Origin of the sequence: Shewanella sp. SG44-6, assembly GCF_014164185.1 — a bacterium.
Taxonomy (GTDB): Bacteria; Pseudomonadota; Gammaproteobacteria; order Enterobacterales; family Shewanellaceae; genus Shewanella; species Shewanella vesiculosa.
Genome location: NZ_JACJER010000007.1, coordinates 35055 through 58382, shown reverse-complemented (window position 1 = coordinate 58382; position 23328 = coordinate 35055). Strand labels below are relative to the sequence as shown.

At 41.5% G+C, this 23328-nt stretch carries 14 protein-coding genes and 1 tRNA gene; 11 read left to right on the top strand and 4 right to left on the bottom strand.

From position 1 onward, the window contains the following. Nucleotides 1-170 precede the first annotated feature (170 nt). The 5 genes from H5185_RS02485 (at nucleotide 171) to H5185_RS02465 (ending at nucleotide 6436) form a co-directional block, all read left to right on the top strand. Complete coding sequence (locus H5185_RS02485) at nucleotides 171-1250, top strand: efflux RND transporter periplasmic adaptor subunit (protein ID WP_182741245.1); 1080 nt, start codon at nucleotides 171-173, stop codon at nucleotides 1248-1250. 3 nt (nucleotides 1251-1253) lie between these two features. After that, on the top strand, nucleotides 1254-4319 hold the full coding sequence (locus tag H5185_RS02480; protein ID WP_182741244.1) for an efflux RND transporter permease subunit: 3066 nt from the start codon (nucleotides 1254-1256) through the stop codon (nucleotides 4317-4319). Nucleotides 4320-4738: 419 nt separating this feature from the next. After that, nucleotides 4739-5611: a 23S rRNA pseudouridine(2605) synthase RluB gene (gene rluB, locus H5185_RS02475; protein ID WP_124016499.1), complete on the top strand. Its 873-nt coding sequence runs from the start codon at nucleotides 4739-4741 to the stop codon at nucleotides 5609-5611. 194 nt (nucleotides 5612-5805) lie between these two features. After that, nucleotides 5806-6135: a hypothetical protein gene (locus H5185_RS02470; protein ID WP_182741243.1), complete on the top strand. Its 330-nt coding sequence runs from the start codon at nucleotides 5806-5808 to the stop codon at nucleotides 6133-6135. Between the two features lie 215 nt (nucleotides 6136-6350). Beyond that, nucleotides 6351-6436: transfer RNA gene (locus tag H5185_RS02465), tRNA-Leu, on the top strand. 376 nt (nucleotides 6437-6812) lie between these two features. Here the strand turns inward: H5185_RS02465 and H5185_RS02460 are convergent. Beyond that, a complete protein-coding gene (locus H5185_RS02460; RefSeq protein ID WP_182722230.1) occupies nucleotides 6813-7088 on the bottom strand; it encodes an HU family DNA-binding protein in 276 nt (91 codons plus the stop codon). A gap of 270 nt (nucleotides 7089-7358) precedes the next feature. Between H5185_RS02460 and H5185_RS02455 the strand changes: the two genes are divergently transcribed. The 3 genes from H5185_RS02455 (at nucleotide 7359) to rplY (ending at nucleotide 10222) form a co-directional block, all read left to right on the top strand. After that, nucleotides 7359-8795, top strand: coding sequence for a murein L,D-transpeptidase (locus H5185_RS02455; protein ID WP_182741242.1), 1437 nt, complete (start codon nucleotides 7359-7361; stop codon nucleotides 8793-8795). 238 nt (nucleotides 8796-9033) lie between these two features. Continuing rightward, a complete protein-coding gene (locus H5185_RS02450; protein WP_124016503.1) occupies nucleotides 9034-9585 on the top strand; it encodes a DUF882 domain-containing protein in 552 nt (183 codons plus the stop codon). A gap of 349 nt (nucleotides 9586-9934) precedes the next feature. Beyond that, the gene (gene rplY, locus H5185_RS02445) at nucleotides 9935-10222 is read left to right on the top strand and encodes a 50S ribosomal protein L25 (protein WP_124016504.1); all 288 of its coding nucleotides are present in this window, start codon (nucleotides 9935-9937) and stop codon (nucleotides 10220-10222) included. Nucleotides 10223-10293: 71 nt separating this feature from the next. Here rplY and H5185_RS02440 read toward each other — a convergent pair whose 3' ends face one another. Next, nucleotides 10294-14187 (bottom strand): translocation/assembly module TamB domain-containing protein, encoded by a 3894-nt coding sequence (locus H5185_RS02440; RefSeq protein WP_182741241.1) that lies wholly within the window; start codon nucleotides 14185-14187, stop codon nucleotides 10294-10296. After that, nucleotides 14184-15974, bottom strand: a complete 1791-nt coding sequence (locus tag H5185_RS02435; RefSeq protein WP_259396147.1) for an autotransporter assembly complex family protein — start codon at nucleotides 15972-15974, stop codon at nucleotides 14184-14186. Before H5185_RS02435 ends, H5185_RS02440 begins: the two co-directional genes overlap by 4 nt. A gap of 188 nt (nucleotides 15975-16162) precedes the next feature. Here H5185_RS02435 and H5185_RS02430 point away from each other — a divergent pair, with 188 nt between their 5' ends. The 3 genes from H5185_RS02430 to hrpA all read left to right on the top strand — a co-directional run bounded on the left by H5185_RS02430 (nucleotide 16163) and on the right by hrpA (nucleotide 21812). Further along, nucleotides 16163-17197 carry an isoaspartyl peptidase/L-asparaginase family protein gene (locus H5185_RS02430; protein ID WP_182741240.1) on the top strand — a complete coding sequence of 345 codons (1035 nt, stop codon included), beginning with the start codon at nucleotides 16163-16165 and terminating at the stop codon, nucleotides 17195-17197. 245 nt (nucleotides 17198-17442) lie between these two features. After that, the gene (locus H5185_RS02425) at nucleotides 17443-17859 is read left to right on the top strand and encodes a CBS domain-containing protein (protein WP_124016507.1); all 417 of its coding nucleotides are present in this window, start codon (nucleotides 17443-17445) and stop codon (nucleotides 17857-17859) included. 77 nt (nucleotides 17860-17936) lie between these two features. Then, the gene (gene hrpA / locus H5185_RS02420) at nucleotides 17937-21812 is read left to right on the top strand and encodes an ATP-dependent RNA helicase HrpA (RefSeq protein WP_182741239.1); all 3876 of its coding nucleotides are present in this window, start codon (nucleotides 17937-17939) and stop codon (nucleotides 21810-21812) included. Nucleotides 21813-22439: 627 nt separating this feature from the next. Here the strand turns inward: hrpA and H5185_RS02415 are convergent. Next, nucleotides 22440-22874: a DUF4878 domain-containing protein gene (locus H5185_RS02415; RefSeq protein WP_182741254.1), complete on the bottom strand. Its 435-nt coding sequence runs from the start codon at nucleotides 22872-22874 to the stop codon at nucleotides 22440-22442. Between the last annotated feature and the right edge of the window lie 454 nt (nucleotides 22875-23328).

The window sequence follows — 23328 nt, the reverse complement described above, 5'->3', positions numbered from 1 at the left end:
TGATAAGTCAAACTCAAATAATGGGATTGATATTCCCAAATAAACCCATTTATTGCAACTATAATTCAGCGTATTGTTCGAACCAATTGTAAATTAACTGTCATCTCAAAAAGAGATGATGATGTTGTCATTACGTCAGTTTAAATCTCTGTTACCAAGGAACATAATCGATGAAATATCGCTCAACATTGCCGTTGGCATTGCTTATTTCTACTATTCTAGCTGGTTGTACGCCTGTCGAAAGCGCCGTACAAGAAGAGCTTGTACGCCCCGTTAAATTGTTTGAGGTCGCGCAATCTTCAGGCAATACTATTCGCCAATTTCCTGCCAGAGTTGAAGCCAACAGTCGAGCACAATTATCATTTCGGATTTCAGGTCAGCTTGTCAGACTGGATCTTGTGGAAGGGCAGCAGGTTAAACAAGGTTTTTTACTGGCTCAATTAGACGATCGCGATGCGCGTAATAATTTAATGACGCGTGAAGCTGAGTACGATTTGTTGCTGGCCGATTTTAGCCGTAATCAAACGCTACTCGATCGTAAACTGATTTCCCAAGCACTATTTGACAGCAGTAAAGCCCAACTTAAGTCGGCTAAAGCAGCGCTAGCAGCAGCCAATGACCAAGTGAGTTATACCCGTTTAGAAGCACCATTCAATGGCACCATTGCTAAGCGACTAGTGGATAATCACCAAATTGTTCAGGCAAACCAAGGGGTAATGACCCTGCAAAATAATCATTTGCTTGATGTCACTATTCAAGTGCCTGAAGCTATGGCAGCAGTCTTAACTCAAGATATTGCCAATGGCTTAGCGGCAAAAGTACGTTTTAGCGCAGTAGAGGGCATGTCGTTTGATGCCAAATTTAAAGAATACTCAACCCAAGTGACGCCGGGCACCCAAGCCTATGAAGTGGTGTTTTCATTACCACAACCTGACAATGTGCAATTACTGCCAGGCATGAGTGCTGAATTAACCTTAGCTACGCTCAACGAATCACCACAAGGCTTTACTGCGATTGTGCCTATTTCTGCTGTAGACAAACAAGATCAAACAGGTGAGGTGACAGTATGGCGCTATCAGCCAGATAGTGGTGACATTAATCCGGTGAAAGTGACGCTTGGTCGCGTAAGCACAGATGGTGTTGAAGTGTTGAGTGGTTTGCAAAAAGGCGACGTTATTGTTGCTGCTGGATTGTCGCAATTATCTGCAGGCATGAAAGTGAAGCCATTACGCTGGCAACGGGGAGTGTAGTTGATGAATGTTGCTGAATATTCCATTAATCATAAAGTGATTAGCTGGATGTTTGTATTTTTACTGCTTATTGGTGGCAGTGTGGCTTTTACGGGACTAGGACAATTAGAGTTTCCAGAATTTACCATTAAACAAGCGCTAGTGATCACCGCCTATCCTGGTGCATCGCCTGAGCAAGTGGAAGAAGAAGTGACCTTGCCGCTTGAAGATGCGTTGCAGCAGCTTGATGGCATTAAACACATCACTTCTATCAACAGTGCTGGGTTATCACAAATTCAGGTTGAGATTAAAGACAATTATGACAAACATCGCTTACCCCAAGTGTGGGATGAGGTGCGTCGAAAAGTAAATGACACCACAGGGGGCTTACCACCTGGTACCGCTAAGCCACAAGTGATTGATGACTTTGGTGATGTATACGGTATTTTATTGAACTTGTCAGGCAACGATTTTAGTAACCGAGAACTGAGCAACTATTCCGACTATTTACGCCGTGAGTTGGTGCTTGTTCCCGGGGTAAAAAAAGTCTCTGTTGTAGGTGATGTGACAGAGCAAGTGGTGATTGAGATTTCACAGCAGAAACTGTCAGCGCTTGGTTTAGATCAAAGTTACATCTATGGATTAGTGAACAATCAAAACGTGGTGTCTAATGCTGGCAGCATTGTGATTGGTGATAATCGTATCCGTTTACATCCCACTGGTGAGTTTAGTTCTGTAGAGGAGTTGTCTCGTTTAGTCGTCAGTTCACCGGGCAGTACTGAACTTATTTACCTTGGAGATATTGCCAATATTGAAAAAGACTATGACGAGACCCCTAATGTGCTTTATCACAATAGTGGTGAGGCGGCATTATCGTTAGGTATTGCGTTTTCAGGCGGCGTAAACGTTGTTGATGTGGGCAAGCGTGTGAGCGAGCGTTTAGTTGAACTTGAATCGCAACGGCCGTTAGGGATGAGCCTTGATACGGTTTATAACCAAAGCTCTGCGGTTGATCATACCGTACAAGGTTTTTTGATTAACCTTTTAGAGTCGATTGCGATTGTCATCGCAGTATTATTATTATTTATGGGCCTGCGTTCTGGACTATTGATGGGCCTAATTCTGCTGTTAACTATTTTAGGTACTTTCATTGTAATGAAGGTATTGGACATTGAATTGCAGTTGATATCTCTGGGGGCGCTGATCATTGCCTTAGGTATGTTAGTCGACAACGCGATTGTGGTCACCGAAGGTATTTTGATTGGCTTACAGCGTGGTAAAACTCGTCTTGAAGCAGCCAAGCAAGTGGTATCGCAAACTCAGTGGCCATTATTAGGCGCAACTGTGATTGCCATCATTGCCTTTGCGCCAATTGGTTTGTCACAAAATGCGGCCGGTGAATTTTGTCGTTCATTGTTTCAAGTGTTAATGATTTCTTTGTTTATTAGTTGGATTACAGCAATCACCTTAACGCCATTTTTCTGTAATTTGTTATTCAAAGAGGCTTCACCACAAGCTGAACAGGTAGACCCTTATAAAGGCTGGTTGTTTACCACGTATCGTCGTTTTCTGTATTTTGTATTACGTTTTCGTCTAGTGACATTATCAGTGGTGTTGGCGATGTTAGTCACCGCAGTGATAGGCTTTGGTCACATTAAGAACGTGTTTTTTCCCGCATCAAATACGCCAATATTTTTTGTTGATGTATGGATGCCAGAAGGGACAGACATTAAAGCCACGGAACGATTTACTGGCGAAATAGAGAAAAAGCTACTGCAAGAAAGTGAGCTTAATGACAGCGGGTTAGTGCACCTGACATCTGTCATCGGTCAGGGTGCCCAGCGTTTTGTGTTACCTTATCAGCCTGAAAAAGGCTATCCAGCCTTTGCTCAGCTTATCGTAGAAATGCGCGATCTAGCAGCCGTTAAGGCTTATATGCCCCAAGTTGAACAGTTGTTAAATAGCCATTTTCCCCAAGCACAATACCGTTTAAAAAATATGGAGAATGGTCCATCACCAGCGGCGAAAATTGAGGCGCGTTTCTATGGCGAAGATCCTCAAGTGCTGCGCAGTTTAGCCGCGCAAGCGGAAAGTATTTTTAGAAACGAACCGACAATGGACGGTGTTCGCCACAATTGGCGCAACCAAGTGCCACTCATCCGTCCACAATTACAAAATGCTCAAGCACGTGAAACCGGCATCAGTAAGCAAGACTTAGATAATGCCTTATTGGTTAACTTTAGCGGTAAACAAATTGGTTTGTACCGTGAAACCAGCCATCTATTACCGATTGTTGCTCGTGCACCAGCAGCAGAACGGCTTCAAGCGGATAGTTTATGGAAGATGCAAATCTGGAGTACAGAGAACAATACCTTTGTCCCAGCAACGCAAGTCGTCAGTGAGTTCAGCACTGAATGGGAAAACCCTTTGGTGATGCGCCGTGATCGTATTCGTATGTTGGCTGTCTTGGCAGATCCTAAATTGGGCTCTAACGAAACTGCAGACTCAGTGCACAAAAAAGTTAGACATAAAATAGAGGCGATTAAACTGCCTTCCGGTTATCGCTTGGAGTGGGGCGGGGAGTTTGAATCGGCAGGCGAAGCGCAAACAGCTGTTTTTAGCTCAATTCCCATGGGTTATTTAGCGATGTTTTTAATCACAGTGTTTCTGTTTAACTCTGTACGACAACCCTTGGTCATTTGGTTTACGGTACCGTTGGCGGTTATTGGTGTATCTGCAGGGTTGTTGATATTTGATGCTCCGTTTAGCTTTATGGCATTACTTGGATTGTTGAGCCTGTCTGGGATGGTGATCAAAAACGGCATAGTGTTGGTTGATCAAATCAATCTTGAACTTGAAGAGGGGAAAGAGGCTGGATTTGCACTGGTTGATTCGTGTGTGAGTCGTGTTCGCCCTGTTATGATGGCTGCGATTACCACCATGTTGGGTATGATCCCTTTAATTAGTGATGCTTTTTTTGGTTCTATGGCGATTACCATCATCTTTGGTTTAGGTTTTGCTTCACTATTAACTTTAGTGGTGTTGCCCGTTATGTATAGCCTAGTGTTTAACCTTAATGTGACTCGCTGATCGATCAATAATGCTATTTGATTGATTAAGGCTGCTGATGCAATAGTGCCAGCAGCCTTTTTGAAGGCATTAATCTATCATTAGCGACGTTGTACAGCAGGCTGCTTAATGTATTTCTGTTATCAACAATGGCTGACTCAAAATCGGTCAGCTTTTACGCCTCCATTGGTCTTGTTCGCAAACCAATCGCCAGCTTGATATTGATGACATAGCATAGATTGATTTTGCTGCGTTTCAGTTATCTCTTATCCTTAGTTGAATGTAACTGTGGTATTTTTTGCTCACCAGCCCCATTCAGCGTATAATCTACGCACTTTTCTAATTGTATGCGCCATAGGCGGGTACAATCCTAAAAAGACAATAAAACAAGAGTAATTAACCTTTTGTTTTTTATAAAACTTCTTTAAAGAGTCCCGCTAATGAGTGAAAAATTGCAGAAAGTCTTGGCCCGTGCAGGCCATGGCTCCCGTCGTGAGATGGAGGCATGGATTGCTGCAGGCCGAGTTAGTGTTGACGGTGAAATTTCTGGTTTAGGTGATCGTGTTGAGGCTGATGCCAAAATACGTATTGATGGCCGTGCCGTCTCATTAAAATCAGCTGACGACATTATTTGTCGTGTACTGGCATACCATAAACCTGAAGGTGAAATTTGCTCGCGCAAAGATCCTGAAGGTCGTACTACCGTGTTCGAACGTTTACCTAAAGTGCGTGATGCTCGTTGGGTTGCGGTAGGGCGTTTAGATATTAATACTTCAGGGTTACTATTATTTACCTGTGATGGTGAATTAGCTAATCGTTTAATGCATCCGTCTAATGAAGTAGAGCGTGAATACGCTGTGCGTACTTTTGGTGAAGTGCCAGAGGCTGCAGTGCAGCGTTTACGTACCGGTGTGACCTTAGAAGATGGCCCAGCCCAGTTTGATACCATCAAAGCTGCGGGCGGCGAAGGCATCAATCAATGGTGGCATGTTACCCTTCGCGAAGGACGTAATCGTGAAGTGCGTCGTTTGTGGGAGTCTCAAGACGTACAAGTTAGCCGTTTAATCCGCGTGCGTTATGGTCAAGTTGAATTGCCAAAAACATTGCCTCGTGGTGGCTGGATTGAACTGCCAATTGACCAAGTGAACTACTTACGTCAACTTGCTGGTTTAGAACCTGAGACACGTTCAATTTTAGGCTCGGACAAACACAGTGTTGCCCGTTCTAAAGTGAAAAGTGCTAAAATTCGCCGTGCAGTTCATAAGCATAAAGTGGTGGGTAATCACGGCAAACCAACGCGTCAGCGTAGCTAATACATCAGTTTTGCTTTGTTTATAGGAGGTCGCGAAAGCGGCCTTTTTTGTTAATTTTTATTGATAAAAATTATATATTGCTCACCTACTTGTCAAAAGTTTTTTCTCAGATATGATTCTCAAAATTTACGGCCTATTGAGCTGTTATTCGACAATTTATGCGCTGCGGCGTTAATACTAATGATTAGGAATGTATGAAAAAAGTATTGGTTGGTTTATTGGTCTTGTTACTAGTAGCTTGCGCATCTGCACCGAGTTGGCAAGGTATGTCTGAGCGTGAGATCAGTCAATGGAAAGCGATAGGGTTTGATTCAACCCAAGCGCAAAATTGGCGTGTCAGAGGCTTTGGACCTGCAGAATCTGATGGTTGGATAAAAGCAAACTTCACGTTAGATACGGCAACGACTTGGGCCAAAGAAGCCTTTAATGTTGAAGAAGCTCAAGTGTGGAGTGAAGCCGGTTTTGAGATTGAAGAAGCGGTAACTAATCGCAGTAAAGGCTTAACACCAGTAAGAGCAAATTAATTATTTATTGTGCTAAGCACTTTGTTTTGTTGGATTTTACATCGGATTGACGTTTTTTAAAGCGTTCAGTTTGATGTAATGAAAATTTTAGTTGCTTGGCTCAAAAAAATCAGTAAAGTGTGCCCCAAGTTAAGCCGGACGCGAAAGCAGCTTGGTTTACCTTACGTAATAACAAATTAAGTGAGTTGATATTTTTATCAAAACACGCTCAGTTTGCCCGAGTGGTGGAATCGGTAGACACAAGGGATTTAAAATCCCTCGCTGAATAAGCGTGCCAGTTCAAGTCTGGCCTCGGGTACCATTATAATCTCTAGTAATAGAGAGTGGTGTAAAAAAGCCTCAACTTATGTTGGGGCTTTTTTACGTCTGTAATTTGGTAGTTAAGGGTAACAAACGCAAAAGAAGGTGAGGGCGATAAGAGCGAACGAGCCTAGATGCTAGGGCGGACTTCATCCTACTAGTCCGCTACGCGGCTATAAGAGCGTTTGAGGTCTGAATATTACAGAGTTATAGCCTATAGCTGCTAAACACTCTAGTACTTAGACTTATAAGGTTTTAACGCTGACTTCAGTGGTATTTGCATTCAACAGCCTGCATATCGCCCTTTAGCTACTTCAGTTATAGCCTCTAGCTTCGAAGCGTTCTAGCACCTCGGCTTTTAATCTCTAGTGCCTCAGTTAATTGTTGATTAGCGCTTTTAATGTTGGCGACGCTTTAAAGCTGGGTTGATTAAATCCGTCAATCTCTATGGCTGCACCCGTTTGTGGATTACGGCCTACTCTAGGTAAGTAAAAACGCAATTCAAACGTGCCAAATTGTGGAATGTAGATTTTCTCACCTTCAGCTAAACCTTGATGAATAATGGCTAGGATCTGTTCAAGTTGTTGCTTTGTTTGAGCTTGAGGTTGGTCCATTTTATTGGCCATTGATTGGATGAGTTGCTTTTTATTCATGACAGTCTCTATAACTTAAGTACTTCAAAACCCTCTTATAACAATTCAATATCGACCTTCCTAGTTGTGTATTCATAAATTAATGTTAAGTGGTTACTTTTTATATTTACGATTAACTTTTATACACAGAGGTAATATTTTAGTATTCACTTTTGTTGCTTAAATGTTTCGTTCATTCAAAGCGCGTTATTATTTGCCATAATGACTATACCCATTTCACTTATGTCATAAACATGACAGTATCGTGGGGTGTCGCTAATGGGGAAGAGTATGTTCAGTAAACATAAACTGTCTATAAATGTGAGCATAGTAGCCATATTGCTTTGGAGTATATCGTCATTTGTTTTGGCCGATACTGATGATATATATCCTAACTTAACTCAAAATCTGCAATTACAGTATTTGGCTGAACCTAATGCGCAGCGAGCACACTATTTAGCAATATTACAATCAGAGTCAGCTGCAAAGTCATTAGAATATATCGATCTCATTCAGCAAAGTGTTGCCACTTTTTGGCGTAATAAAAAGGTGCCTATCGCATTTGATGCAATCGAGAGTTCGGCCTCGTTGCTTGAAAAAAATATCGCACTGGAACCTGCCGTCGATGATTACCTGAGCGTCATAAATGCGCTACGCAAGTTAATGTGGTTATCGCAAACTCAAGATTGGCAAGCTATCACAGTTGATGCCTTGCTTCGCCCTGGCGATAGCGATCCCAATATTAAGTTAATCAACCAACGTTTGTGGCTATTAGGTGATGCCAGCGAATTACTTGCTGATGAAGTTGTGTATCAACCCGCGTCAGCGGAAAGTGTTAAACGTTTTCAGTCTCGCCATGGGCTAAAACCTGACGCCGTGATTGGTCCAAAGACCTTATTTTGGTTAAATCAAACTCCGCTTCAACTGGCTTCTTTATTAGCAAAGAGCTTTGTTGAAAAAACAGCATATTTAAGTCAATTGCCTCAACCTTATTTGTTAATTAATATTCCTGCTTTTCAAATGGTATTGGTGGATGATAATCAGGTCGTATTGTCATCGAAAGTTATCGTGGGTAAACCGTACCGGCCGACTCCGCTGATGACAGGGCAAATTTCAAATATCATCATCAATCCTACTTGGACGGTACCTCGACAGATTTTACGCCAAGATATTTTGCCGCAAATAAGGCACTATGGTGACTATTTTGCCGACAAGCATTTTGATGTGTTTGATTATGAAGGTAATATAGTTAATAAAACTGCGGAGCAATGGCAGCAAGCAGCAATAGGGCGCTTTCCTTATCGAGTCGTGCAGCGTCCTGGAGGTGATAATGCTTTAGGCCGATATAAATTCCATTTCAATAATGATCAAAGTATCTATTTGCATGACACCCCCAATCGAACGCTATTTTCAAAATCACAAAGAGATTTATCATCAGGTTGTGTCCGCATTGAAAAGGTACAGCAATTAGCCGACTGGTTTGTCAACCATTTGGTTATCGATAAACGAACCTGGAATCGCTTACAGTCTAATTATACTCAAACCCAATGGTTTGCCTTATCTGCATCTTTACCCGTGCACATGGTCTATTGGCGTGCTTGGGTGGATGAGCAATATGTTATTCAGTATCGTGATGACATTTATCAGTTAACTCCAAAGGCAGCGGTCAATTTATTAAGCCATCAAGGCGCCAGCAAAGATATTGTGCAGGCATTATCAGTTAATTAAGTAAAGTTAATGGCTGCTCACTTTGCTGCTAAGCACTTGAGCAATATCACACTCTTATATTACCGTGCGTGTTTTTAATCTCACGCAACAGCGCCAGACTTGCATTTATGAGCATTAATGGTTAATTTATTCGCCAGTTGGATAAAAAAACAACAACTTATCCGATCGTGTTGTGAAGATTAAATCATGCCTCAAAGGCTGATAAGTCCTGAATTTAGATAATTAAAGTGGTGTATAAATGACAATTGAGTGTCTAACTCGTCGGCAGGTATTATTAGGCTTAAGCGGTGCCGCAGTGGTGACTCTGTTACCTAATACCGCCCAAGCAAGTCGTGCAACTATTGGGGTTAAAGATTTACGTTTTTATAATCTACATACCGGTGAAAGAAGTCAGGGAAGCTTTTGGGTTGATGGTCAATATCAATCAGCGACACTGACTGAATTTGATCATGTATTACGTGATCATCGTCAAAATGTAGCCGCACCAATTGATAAACGATTATTTGAATATTTGTATAAATTGCAGGCTACGTTAGATAATCAAGATGAAATCCATGTTATCTCCGCTTATCGTTCACCGAAAACGAACCAAATGCTCGCATCTCGTAGTAATGGCGTAGCGAAGAAAAGTTATCACATGAAAGGCATGGCAATGGATATTGCTTTACCTGGGGTAAAAACCAAACATTTGCGTGATGCCGCCGAGTCTCTTAAGCTGGGCGGTGTTGGGTTTTATCCTCGCGATGGCTTTGTACACATTGATTGTGGTCCAGTGAGACGTTGGGGTTAATAAGACAAATCTCATTGAATATCTGGTCAGTTCAGAGTCTCTCAGGTTTCAAAGTCCTTTAGGCATCTTTAGGCGCTTTAAAAATAAGACATTCCCACCATCCATTGCGGTCAGATGCTAGAGGGTGAGTTACGCAGGAGCTTGTTACCGAGAGTCACTGTTTGTTTCAATCATCTGTCTTGCCTATAGCACTTTGAACTCCCGCTGAAAGATCACATATTTAATAGGATTGGTATATCTTCTTGTGGGTTGATAATGGCTGTGGTAATATCCGCGCGCTTTATTTGAGTCATCGTTGGTCGAGAATGATGACGCCTTCATACTTTATTAATTATTAAGTGAGTGACTAATGTCTTACACAATCAACGCAGTAACCCGCACAGAAATCGGGAAAGGTTCGAGCCGCCGCCTACGTCATGCCGGTAAAGTTCCTGCAGTAATTTATGGTCCAGGTAAAGAGCCTGTATCAATCACGTTCGAACACAAAGACATCATTAACATCCAGTTAAATGAAAACTTTTACACAACTGATTTAACTATCGTTGTCGATGGTAAAGAAGTTAAAGTTCGTGCAAAGGCTATCCAACGTCACGCATTCAAGCAATTAGTTGAACATATTGACTTCATGTTTGTCTAACTTTTGCTTTGAAAAAAGCGCCTAAGGGCGCTTTTTTTGTGTCTGTTTTTTACAACCCTAAACCCTAAAGTTTAATCAATTTCGAAGCTATAGTAGATATCCAGTGATTGACTTAAGGTACTCGATACACTTTCTAAATATAATTGTGAAAATAAGTAATAGCGCACGGTCATTTCATACCCTGGGTTAAACACGCCCACACCATATTTAATCATTAAGTCTTCGCCAATATAGCCACTCACAGCTACTTTTCCATCATCATTGGTATCAAGTTGTACATTAGAAAAACCAAATTTTTCAATGAGTCCTGTCGCTGTACTGCCAATACTATTCATTGCGCCACCATCAAACTGTGAGCCTAAACTCAGCGCTGCCCCCATCATTAATGAGTTGCTTTGTTGGTTACTTGAACTGGTAAAGCCTTTACCCGTTAAAATGTACGATAATATCTCAGCTTGTTCTTTTGCCGGATTAGAAAATAAGGTTACAACAGGGCGCATTGGTGTCCCCGTAACTCTGACACCTGCGGTTATATCGCTTTCCTTAATCTCTCTGGTTGCCTCTATATTAAGATTTGGTGATGCAGTTGGTCCAATAAATTGCACTTCACCGGTATTGATCGTTAGGGTCTGCCCCATAAACTTATAGGTACCTTTATTGACTCTAATATCGCCAAACAACATCGGTGGTTTAAATGCTTGTTGCTGAAGTACAAGGTCACCTTCTAGCTTACCCTTGAGGCCCATGCCATCAATAGTGAGGTTTTTACCTACATTGATATTTAAGTCGGCCGTGATGGCGTAAGGGCTGGTTTTAACCGTTTGTTGAGACACTGAATCATTGAATACCACATCATTTGATACCGCTATGCCTCCTTCAGCCAATGGGGTGATTTTTATTTGTCCTGAGGGAACATTCACTTTGCCTTTTATTGCGAACAGTTGGTCATCAAAGGTCATATTAATATCTGGAGAGACATTTAAGATTGCCATTGGCGGTTGAATAACAGCTAAGTTACTGCCTTTAATGTCAATATCACCACTAAATTTACCTTGTGGCCACGCTAGGGTACCTTGGGTGGTGACTTGGCCATCTCCCATATGCCACTGGCCATTGAGCTGCCCTTGCTGACCTTCAAGTGAGAGTGATAAATAGAGTTTATCAATCAATGTCGGGTTAGTTGATAAGGCCAATGCTGCATCATTGAGTTTAATATTACCTGATAGACTAGGGTCCATAAGGGTACCGGATAACATTAATCGGCTCGATAGCATGCCTTCTAAGGTTTCAAGTCTTGGGAAAAATTCTCCAAAGGGAGCGAGATTGAGCTCATTCACATTAATCGTTCCTTGTAAGGTACGATCGGGAGTGATATTAACACTTAGCTGACTTTGCCAACTGGCGATTCCGGATGAATCGAAACTTAATGAACTGGTCACTTTTTTCTCATCAAGTGACGCTTGTAATAGCAGCTGCTGATAGTCGATGCTAATGGTGTTGTTTTTAGTACGGCTTAGCTTAATATTACCGGGCAGGAGTGTAAATTGAAGATTGGCCGTAGGCTTTTTAGCTTTGGCCCAATTAACTTGACTGGTTAACGCTGCTTCACCGCTCCAGTTGATTTTTTTAGATAAAATGGGCTCCAAGGTTTTACCTGGGTTACCCGTAAGCGTGATATTGGCTTGGCCAGTGTGGCCCAAATTAACATCATTGATCAAACATAATTTATTGTGTGGGTGCACTAAACAGAAGCTGCTGATGCTACCTCTATGGTTAAGTTGATCCCAGTTTGCTGTAATGGGTTTATCTTGTTGCCATTGTCCAAGGACATTACTGATACTGAACTCGGTTAAGGTGGCATTAAATTGTTGTTTATCAATATTGCTACTACTGCTAATTTGAGTATTGACGACCAAATCACCTTTAGTATTCAGTTTACTTTGCTGTTTGCTTTGGTTGCCTTCACTGATAAAAGAAATATCTGTCAGTTTATAGCTACTCCATACAAGATTGTTATTATGCAGTTCTATTCGATATTGGTGTTGTAAATAAGGACGATAGTTAGCGAGTAAATTGAGGTTATCAATTTTACTACCTTGGTAGCTCAACTTGTTAATTTGTGCGTTCACATCAACGATAGGGTCTGCACTATTGCCGCTGACATCTACTTTAGCAAAGATACTACCGCGAGCGCCTGTTAGCCACTGGCTGACATCTGGCACACTCAGTTCAGCATTGATGTCCCAGATTTGATCCGCTTGACCGTTGACGATTAACTGAGCGCCAAGGGCATTGGCTTGTAAGTTCGACGCGTTAACTGCAAAATCTTGATTTAATGAAATATCGCCCTGTAAATTCAATGGATAACCATTTAAACGTCCTGTTAAATTAGCCTGTTCAATTGCCACTTGCCATTGTTTATCCGCAAGGCTGCCTGAACTATTAAAATGACCGCTGAATTTACTTTTGACTGGATTTTGCTGATTAATATAATCAATGTATTGCAACTGGATATTGTCGCTAAACACCTTAGCTTGCCATGTTATGTTATCTTGATATGACAGTTCTCCCGTTAGCTCCACATTGCCAGCCAGCGACTGCACCTTCAGCTTATTAACCGTCAGTTTTTGCTTAACGTTAACAATATCAGCACTTACCGTTAAAGGTGGATGGTAAGGCGTGGTGATCTGCCCTTCAAACTGTGCCACTTGATCTTTACTATCACCTTTGCTGGTAAAACGGCTAATGTTGCTGGTGTACAAGGGGTTACTCAGTGGCCACTGTAAAGCTGCGTCGGTCAGTGTTACTTGGTAGTCAAGCGCAGGAGACGTGAGATCGACTTTAGCGGTGAGGTTAAAATGGCTATCACCCTTAGCAATGGCGTCGATGTGTAACTGGCTTAAGTCTTCGCTAAGTTCAAGGCTAAGTTGTTGCTGTTTAAGCCCCGGTAATTCAGGCAGATTATCGACATTTGCTGTTAGTGTTAATGCGAGCGGATAGTGGTCATGCAAAGCAATGTCACCACTAACACTGACATTACCATCATCATGCTTAATGTCGAGTTGGCTTATTCCAAGTTGAAATTGACGAAAACTGGCCGCCAATGCGATATGGCTAAAATGGTCAGTTCGTTCACCCAATTTGAGCAGACTGTCTGTAGCATTAAATTGCCTAACATCGATAGGAAAAGGCATAAACACTTGTGGTAAATTTGCTAGTGGCCATGCTGTCGCTTTTGCATCAACCGTTTGTGCAGTTTGTATACTCTCCACTGGAACATTGATTGGCTTGGTTGATGCTGGTGCTGCAGGGATATCAACTATCAGGCCTTGGCTGGTAAATGATTCAACCATCAGGCCTGCGCTGTTCCAAATAGCTTGAGTCGACAGCTCATCGGCATGAAATGTCATGCTATTGACCGCAATATCAACCTGGGTTAATTTTGCTTGGCTGAGGCTAATGTTTATCGGTAATTCAAACTTAGTAAAAGGGGCTGGTAACTCAGTGGATTTATCCGCATCTTTTGCAGCAGGAATATTATCACTGACAATGTTCACTCCTATGCTTGAAGCCATTAGGTTTGTCACACACAGCTGTTTATTCATCAGACAGGTTGGCACCCATTCCAATGTTACATTTTGAGCATTAACGCTAATACCAGGCATTGACCATGACATGCTATGAAGGGTGAGATCGCCATTTAAGGTGCCAGAAGCGTATTCAACTTCAACATCACTGACCAATTGGTTAACCAAGAACACCGCTGTTTTGCTGCCAAATGGCGTGCCTATGAGGACGGCAAACAACATCAATAATGCTAAAGGTACATAAATTAAGATCCGAGTATAAAACTTAATTTGGCGCCAAATGCGTGCAGGTAAGCTAGTTGCACGGTTAGTTTTGGTATTATTATTGGCAGCGGTCGCTTGTGGCTGCTGACCTTGCTCAGAATGCTCATCTGTCATAAATCAGTCCCCATGGTTAAATGGAAACGAAACGAGCGTGCAACAGTCTCAGTTTCTTTTAAGCCAAACCCTAAGTCCATTCGGATTGGACCAATCGGTGATATCCAGTGTAAACCTCCACCAACCGATACCACAGGTTCAAACTTCTGTGTATCAAAGGCATTACCCGCATCGACAAAGGTAGCAACGCGCCAAGTAGGGGTGAGATAGTACTGATATTCTACGCTGCCGACGGCCAAGAAACGGCCACCAACCACTTGTCTCGATAAGCCGCCTTCACTGTTGGTGTAGTCAATATAGGGCCCTAATTCTTGGTAACTGTAACCCCGTATACTTTGGTCGCCACCAGCAAAATAACGCAGTGATGGGGGAATGTTGGCAATATCGTTATCATTTGCAATATTGGCGCCTAAGTCAACGCGAGCAACAAACCGATGCTTATCAAATAAGGTTTCTATCCATTTAAATCGTGCTTGTAAGCGAGTGAGACGAATAGTCGATCCTACAGATGGATCTGCATATTCAATGCTGTATGTTTGACGATAGCCAGATTTAGGATCGAGGGTATTGTCACCTCGAACCGTTTTGGTGAGGTTGTAACCTACTAAATAAAATCGCGGATCGTAATCTGTATCGAGTTGATTATAAAACTCTCTTGTGGATTCAAGGGAATAACCATGCAGCCAATTACTTTTGGACCGTCGTTGACGCGTTAAGCCAATAATGTATTTTTCAGACTCTAACTGCCCAGTATTATTAAATTGACGGTTATCTGGATCATAATCTTGAGTGACACCATAGGTGTCGCGTAATAATCCTAGTTTTATTTTTAGTTGATCATCTAAAGGATGCGTTAATGGAATCGTATAGGTAGTTAAAATTTTCGGCCGTTCAGGCGACCACTCCATACTGGTTTCTTGATAATGGCCATAGCGGTTTATTTGTGGGGTACGCCAAGTCACTCGCACGCGAGGATCGATACTTTTTTCGGTACTATTACCAATATCAGCACCTAAACCGACCTCAATAAGATGGCTAGGACGAGGACTTAGTTCAACTTTAATTGGCACAACACCAGTTTCAATCTTGTCTAATTGAGGCAATACTTTGATATTACTAAAGTAACCAGTATCTAACAAATTACGATTAAACTCAGTCAAAAGTTGCGTGGCATAAGGCGCATCAGCACCAAAAGGGATTAATGCTTCGACAATATCGTCATTAAGCGTTGAACCTTCAAAGTCAACATCACCAAATAAATATCGCTTACCTGAATCAAATTCGAGGTTAATTTGGGCGCTATTTAAGTCACGATTAATGCTGATTTCTGATTTTGTGTATTGACCATCAAAATATCCTCTTGCCATTGCCAGAGTGACTAATTGTGATTTTATTGAATCGTAAACCCCGTGGTTTAAGGTGTCACCAGGTTTGATTTTTAGGCTATTAAGCCATAGCGAAAAAGTATTGTCTTCAAGCATCTCTCCCTGAAAATGAATATCAACCCACTGAATAATCACTGGTTCCCCAAGGGTGATATCGAGCTTTAGCTCCCAAGGCCCATTGTCTTTTTCGTTAACGTCAATATCTAAAATAGCGTGATAGTAGCCCATAGATTCAAGCGCATCATGGGTGTTATCGTCAACTGTGAATAAAAAAGCTCGGCGTTGAACATCATTATCTGGCAAGGTACCTAAGTGAGCTGAAATATTATTTTCAATTTGTTTGTTAACGCCATTAACGTTAATCGTTAGCCAATTATTATCAGCCAGCACAAAGCCTGACATCAATAAGGTCAACGAAAGTAATAGAAGCTGACTAAATTTAAGGCGTTTTGTCGACAAATTAAGCTAATTTTTCCAAAAGTGATCATGATGACTATTGTCGCTACAAAGTCTAAAAGTCGCAAGGATATGATTGAAATTACAACCACAAATGGTTACAAAGATAAACCACTTTCAAGGACTTGCCTAACATGAATAAATTATATTTAACGATTGCAGTGTGTTTATGCTTAACCGCAAATATCTGTGCAGCCACAGATGATAAGCCTTTTTCAATTGCCATCCATGGCGGCGCGGGAACCATTTCTGCTGCCAGTTTAAGTCCTCAACAAGAAAAAGCTATTCGCGATAAACTCAAACAGGCTGTTGATACAGGCTATAAGGTGCTAGATAAAGGCGGTAATAGTCTTGATGCGGTTCAAGCGGCAATTAATGTGTTAGAAAATAGTCTATTTTTTAATGCTGGTGTTGGCGCGGTTTATACTTTTGATGGCGGCCATGAACTAGATGCCTCGGTAATGGATGGTAACACAATGAATGCTGGAGCCGTTGCGGGGGTTAAACACATTAAAAACCCAATTGATTTAGCTCGAAAAGTGATGGAAAAATCACCTCATGTGATGCTATATGGCCAAGGGGCAGAGGAGTTTGCATTAACGCAACAATTTAGGTTGGTGTCTAATAGCCATTTCGACACGCCTCATCGTTATGCACAATTGCTGGATGCCAAAGCGAGCATCATTGAAGCTGAGCGCGTAAATGGTGGTGATCACCAGGCGTCAGTTGCCCAGTTACCTGCTAACTACAAATACGGCACAGTCGGCGCAGTGGCGCTTGATAAACAAGGCAACCTTGCCGCCGGAACATCAACTGGCGGCATGACGGCAAAACGTTTTGGCCGCATTGGTGACTCACCGGTTATTGGTGCTGGAACCTATGCTGAAAATGGTGTTTGCGCCATATCAGCGACGGGTCATGGCGAATATTTTATTCGCTATCAAGTGGCAGGCGACATATGCGCTAAAGTCAAATACCAACAGAAATCGATTATTCAAGCGGCCGATGAGGTCATCAATCAACGCTTGCTCTCGGCAGGGGGAACTGGAGGAGTGATAGCGATTGATCAACGTGGCAATATCGCGACACCATTTAATACCGAAGGGATGTATCGCGCCACACGAAGTAAAGGCCAAGCTGCAACCGTTATGATTTGGCGTGACAAGTAAGTATTACGGCGCTGAATTGACTTAGGTTTATCAAATAAATTCATCAAGTCAGTTCATGACGTGGTTAATGCAGTGGGCTAATACCCTTGATTAGTAAATCGATTAGTGCAATCGGTTATATTTTCTATCTCCTTAGCCATTATTGACTAAACTTAATCAAGTTAGTACCCGAGAGTTGATTCCTTATGAATTGCTTGACGGGGTTTATTAAACACGTAGTTAATTAGCGTGTAATAGGGGGCAATATGGATTCAATAAAAATTAAAGATTATATGGATAAGCATCCAGTATTATTAACTGCAGATATGTCACTGGCTATTGCGGTTGAAAAACTACTCGCCAGTAATAAAAATGGTGCTCCGGTTGTTGATCATATCGGTCAATTAGTGGGCTTTCTATCTCAACAAGATTGTTTATCTGTGATGCTAAAAAGCAGTTACCATTGCGATATGACCAGTACAGTAAAAGATTGCATGAAAAGCCCTGTATTGTCGGTGACGCCCGATGAAAGCATATTGGAATTAGCGGATCAAATGTTAGGCGCTAAACCGAAGATTTATCCTGTAGTGAGCGCAGGAAAAGTCATTGGAACGATTAATCGGACGAATGTACTTAAGGCGATGAATATCTATATGCAACAGTGTTACTTATCTCCAATATAACAATCGTTGAAATCAATACCATTCTGCTGTTTTCCTTGCTAGGATCGCTTTTTTTGATGTAAGCAAGGGAATCAGATTTGAATTCGGACCTTCACCCGCTATCTAAGGCGTATCTCAATCTTTGTTATCAAACCGATGCCGCTAAAATTCGACGTCGTTTGTATCGTGTCAATAAAGAAGCCGAGTCTGAAAAAAAATCCCAAACGTTAGCGCAGTTAACTGAAGCTGCGCAGCAAGCCTATGCCAAAGCGCAGTTGCGCTTACAGTCTCGACCGGTTATTCATTACCCAGACGAACTGCCTGTGTCACAAAAACGTGATGATATCGCTTCTGCCATTGCCAATAACCAAGTGGTCATTGTCGCGGGTGAGACGGGATCGGGTAAAACGACTCAGTTACCTAAAATTTGTCTTGAACTTGGCTTAGGCACTCGTGGCTTAATTGGCCATACTCAACCTCGTCGTCTAGCCGCCCGAAGTGTTGCCAACCGTATTGCTGATGAACTTAATAGCCCTTTAGGTGATATTGTTGGTTTTAAAGTTCGCTTTGCAGATGCTCTGAGCGACAACAGTTATATCAAACTGATGACCGATGGTATTTTGTTAGCGGAACTCACTTCTGATCGATTTTTAAACCAGTACGATGCTATTATTATCGATGAAGCGCATGAACGCAGTTTAAACATTGATTTTATTTTAGGGTACCTAAAGCAAGTATTAAAAAAACGTCCTGATTTAAAAGTCATTATTACTTCCGCAACCATCGATGTAGACCGTTTCTCAAAACATTTCAATAACGCGCCAGTTATTGAAGTATCAGGGCGTACCTTTGACGTTGAAACGCGTTACCGTCCTCTAGTTCGCGATAGCGATGAAGATTTAGATGTCAGCGATGGTATTTTTGCTGCTGTTGAAGAGCTCATGGCGGCAGGGCCCGGCGACATTTTAATTTTTATGAATGGTGAGCGCGAGATCCGTGATACAGCTGATTTACTCAATAAACAGCAATATCGCGATACTGAAGTGTTACCACTATATGCGCGCCTTTCTTACGGTGAGCAATCTAAAGTGTTTAAAAGTCACATTGGTAGGCGCATTGTACTGGCCACTAACGTTGCTGAAACCTCATTAACTGTTCCAGGGATCCGTTATGTTATCGATCCCGGAACCGCTCGCATAAGCCGATATAGTTACCGGACTAAAGTACAACGTTTGCCGATAGAACCTATTTCCCAAGCCAGTGCCAATCAACGTCAAGGACGTTGCGGTCGTGTAGGCCCTGGTATTTGTATTCGACTTTACGATGAAATGGATTTTATTCAGCGCCCGGAATTTACCGATCCTGAAATTTTGCGTACTAATCTTGCCTCGGTGATTTTACACATGTTGGCGATTGGTTTGGGTGACATTGGCGGATTTCCATTTATTCAGCCACCGGATCAAAAACACATTCGTGATGGTTTTTTATTGCTTGAAGAGTTACAAGCAGTGAAGAAATCAGGTAATGATTTAGTGTTAACCCCATTGGGCAAAGATTTAGCTAAAATTCCACTTGATCCTCGTTTAGCTCGAATGGTTATTGAAGCGAACAAATTAGGCTGTTTGCATGAAGCATTAGTGATTACCTCTGGTTTATCTATCCAAGATCCGCGTGAACGTCCTGTGGATAAAAAACAAGCCGCTGATGAATGTCATCGTCGCTATGCCGATAAAGACTCTGATTTTGCCAGTTGGGTTAAGTTATGGGACCACGTTAAAGATCAAAAACATGAGTTGTCAGCCAGTCAGTTTAGAAAACAATGTCGCGATGAATATCTCGCGTATTTACGCGTGCGTGAATGGCAAGACTTATATACTCAAGTGAAACAAGCTGTTCATGAATTGAAATGGCGTATTAATGACAGTGCAGCCAGTTATGAACAGTTACATCGAGCATTATTATCAGGCTTGTTAAGTCATGTTGGTTTTAAAGGCGAGAACAACGAGTATCTAGGGGCACGTAACCGTAAGTTCTTTGTGTTTCCGGGGTCGCCTTTAGCCAAAAAAGGTCCTAAGTGGATTATGGCCGCAGAGTTGACTGAAACGTCACGATTGTTTGCCCGTTGTTGCGCAAAAATTGATCCTGAATGGTTGGAATCGCTTGCGAGCCATTTAGTGAAAAAGAATTATCTTGAACCGCATTTTGAAGCCAAAGCAGCAAGTGTTATCGCACTTGAGAACCAAGTGCTTTATGGCTTAACTATCGTTAATCGCCGTCGAGTGCAATATGGGCCTATTGAGCCTATTGAAGCTCGAGAGATTTTTATTCGTAGCGCCTTAGCAGAAGGGCAGTTACAGACTAAAGAAGCTTTTTTTGTAAATAACCAGCAGCTACTCAATGACATTGAAACACTAGAGCATAAGTCTCGTCGTCGAGATATTTTAGTCGATGAGCAAGTGCTGGTGGATTTTTATGAACCCTTGATCCCTGCAGGTATTTTTAACGGGCCGTTGTTTTTTGCGTGGTGGAAAAAAGCTCGCCAACAAACCCCTGATTTGCTTGATTACAGCCAAGCCTTGTTAATGCAGCGAAGTGCCGAGCATATATCGGCGCTTGATTTCCCTGATATATGGCACAAAGGGAATTTAGCCTTAACTGTGAGCTATCATTTTGAACCTACTAGCGCTGATGACGGAGTCTCTGTACATATTCCTGTTGCACTGATCAACCAAATTGACGACAGTGATTTTGATTGGCTTGTACCGGGATTACGACAAGAGAAACTCATTGCGTTGATCAAGTCACTGCCGAAAAATTTACGCCGTAATTTTGTGCCAGCTCCAGACTATGCCCGAGCATGTTATCAAGCGATGAAACCGTTTGAGTTATCGATGCTCGATTCTATGTGTAAACAGTTACTGCGCATGAGTGGTGTACGCATATCGGCTGATGATTTTGATTTAACGCAACTAACAGAACATCTTAAGATGAACTTTAAGATTGAAGATGATCAAAGTCGTTTAGTCGCCCAAGGCCGTGATTTAGAAGTGTTAAAAGGTCAGTTACAAGGGGTAGTTGCCAAAGCTATTCGTAAAGTGGCTGATAAAGGCATTGAACAACAAGCTTTAACTAGCTGGTCGTTTGGTGATTTACCGGTTCAATATCAGCAGCGTAAAGGCAATTACGAAGTAAAAGCGTATCCTGCCTTAATAGACAATAAAACGGATGTGGCGATCAAGCTATTTGATGATGAACACGAAGCTAAGCGCCATCATCGAGTAGGCCTGCGTCGGTTGTTATTGATTAATATCCCTTCGCCAGTGAAGCACTTACAGCAAGCATTACCTAATAAAGCTAAGCTTGCAATGTACTTTAATCCCTTCGGCCAAGTGCAGATATTAATTGAAGATATTATTAATGCCGCGGTGCAGCAGTTATTGGATAAAAAGCAACTCGATATTCGCAATGAACAGCAGTTCGAGCAAGCAAAAGATTGGGTTCGCCAAGAGCTTAACCCAACTGCTGAGCAAATAGCATTAAATGTTGAGCAAATATTAACTATTTATCAACGTGTTAAGAAGCGTTTAAAAGGTAAAATTAGCCTGGATATTGCCTTTGCGATGAGTGATATTCAAACTCAGCTTGATAGTCTGGTTTATAAAGGCTTTGTTGAGGATTGTGGTTGGCAACGCTTAACCGATGTGAGCCGTTATCTCAGAGCCATTGAAAATAGACTCGATAAGCTACCTGTTGACCCAACACGCGATCGATTACACATGCATAGCATTGCTAAAGTACAAGAGGCGTTAACGGCGCAATTAGCTAAAGTGCCGCGTTCACAAGCAATACCTGAAGCATTGATTGAAGCTCGCTGGATGATTGAGGAGTATCGAGTATCATGTTTTGCCCAAGTGCTAGGCACTGCTTATCCTATTTCAGAAAAGCGAGTATTGAACCATATTAGCCAAATATAATTGTTGAGAATAATATTATCGCCGATGCCATGCATCGGCTTTTTTATGTAAAACTGAAAGTGTTTCATTTATTTTTGCTGAAAATGGGGTTTTTATAGGTTATATCAATAAAAAACCTACAAAACTGAAAGTTTTTCGTAATTTTGGTTTGATTGTGATCTGACTATTGTTATACTCCACAGCATGAAGAATGTGATTGTCAGTCTTCTCTCTGTAAGGCAAATGTCATCCCCTCAGCATTAACAAGATGTTGTCTATATTAAAGATTTAACATCTTGTTGCTGTAAATAAAAAGACAGGCCTACACCTACAAAACGACCTAAAAGATTGGAGTTATTATGGAAGTTCATGAATACGAAAATGCTTACTATCAAGTGAAAGATGACGTGTTAGAGTCTTTACCTTCTGACGAAGAGTAAGACGATTGAACGAGCATATTGATGTACTGACACTTGGTTCACTACATTAAAAAACTCCGACACTAAAAACAAAAATAGCAGCCTAGGCTGCTTTTTTATTACTGATTACACTACTTTAATATGGCTAAGCAGTTATTGAATGACAATTTAATAGCTATTCTATCCAATAGTGCAATGAAGCGAAGACAATACTTAAGCCTATTCAATATCAACCTTCAATACGACCTTTTTCAGTTAATATTTCAACAATAACCCAAGTATTACCTATTTTATGCAGACGAATAGTTCGATCGTCAATCCAATCTCTGCCACCTTTCAATCCTTGCATTTTAACCACTACTGTTACGTCATCGGTGAATTTACGGAAGAAATCGATATCAATCTCATCGATAGACATAGTTACTTGCTTCATGGATAAGCCTAAGACATGTCGTTGTACCGCAGATGCAATATGGTAGTGATCCATGATCTCTTGGATATCAGTAGAGACAAACTTTTTTGCTTTATCTACATCACGATCGACGTAAATTGCTTCGAAGAAGCCCAAGGATACTTGTTCTGGCGTGAGTTGGGCTTCGCCAAACTCATCTGATTGACCACAGGCACTGAGAATGAGTAGCAGGAAAAAAGGTAAAATTCTTATCAAATTCATATTTAACATCATATTCTAATACAGTTGTTTTTATAATTTTAACCAGTATCTCGATTTATGTCATGGCTTACAAGGATAGGAGGACATAAATCATCCTTTTATAGATCGCCATCATGTTAACCATTGCTTACCGGGACGAATAGGTGAGATTTTGTATATTGGAAATATAGAAGCAGATAATAAATGAGTGGATAAACTATTATTTGTTCAATTGACAGCATAAGAGAGTACTTTTGATCTTAATGGCTTGACGCGCTCTATATGACATGTCATAAATCAATATAGTAACTTTACGCGAGTTATATACACCCAGCTATGCCGTATCAGCGTACAGATGAATTATTACTTATTAATCCAGTAATAATAACGGATTAAAATGTTATCCACAGAATCTGTGGACAACTTTGTTGACGAATGTTGTTTATATCACTAAGCCTTTGTATTA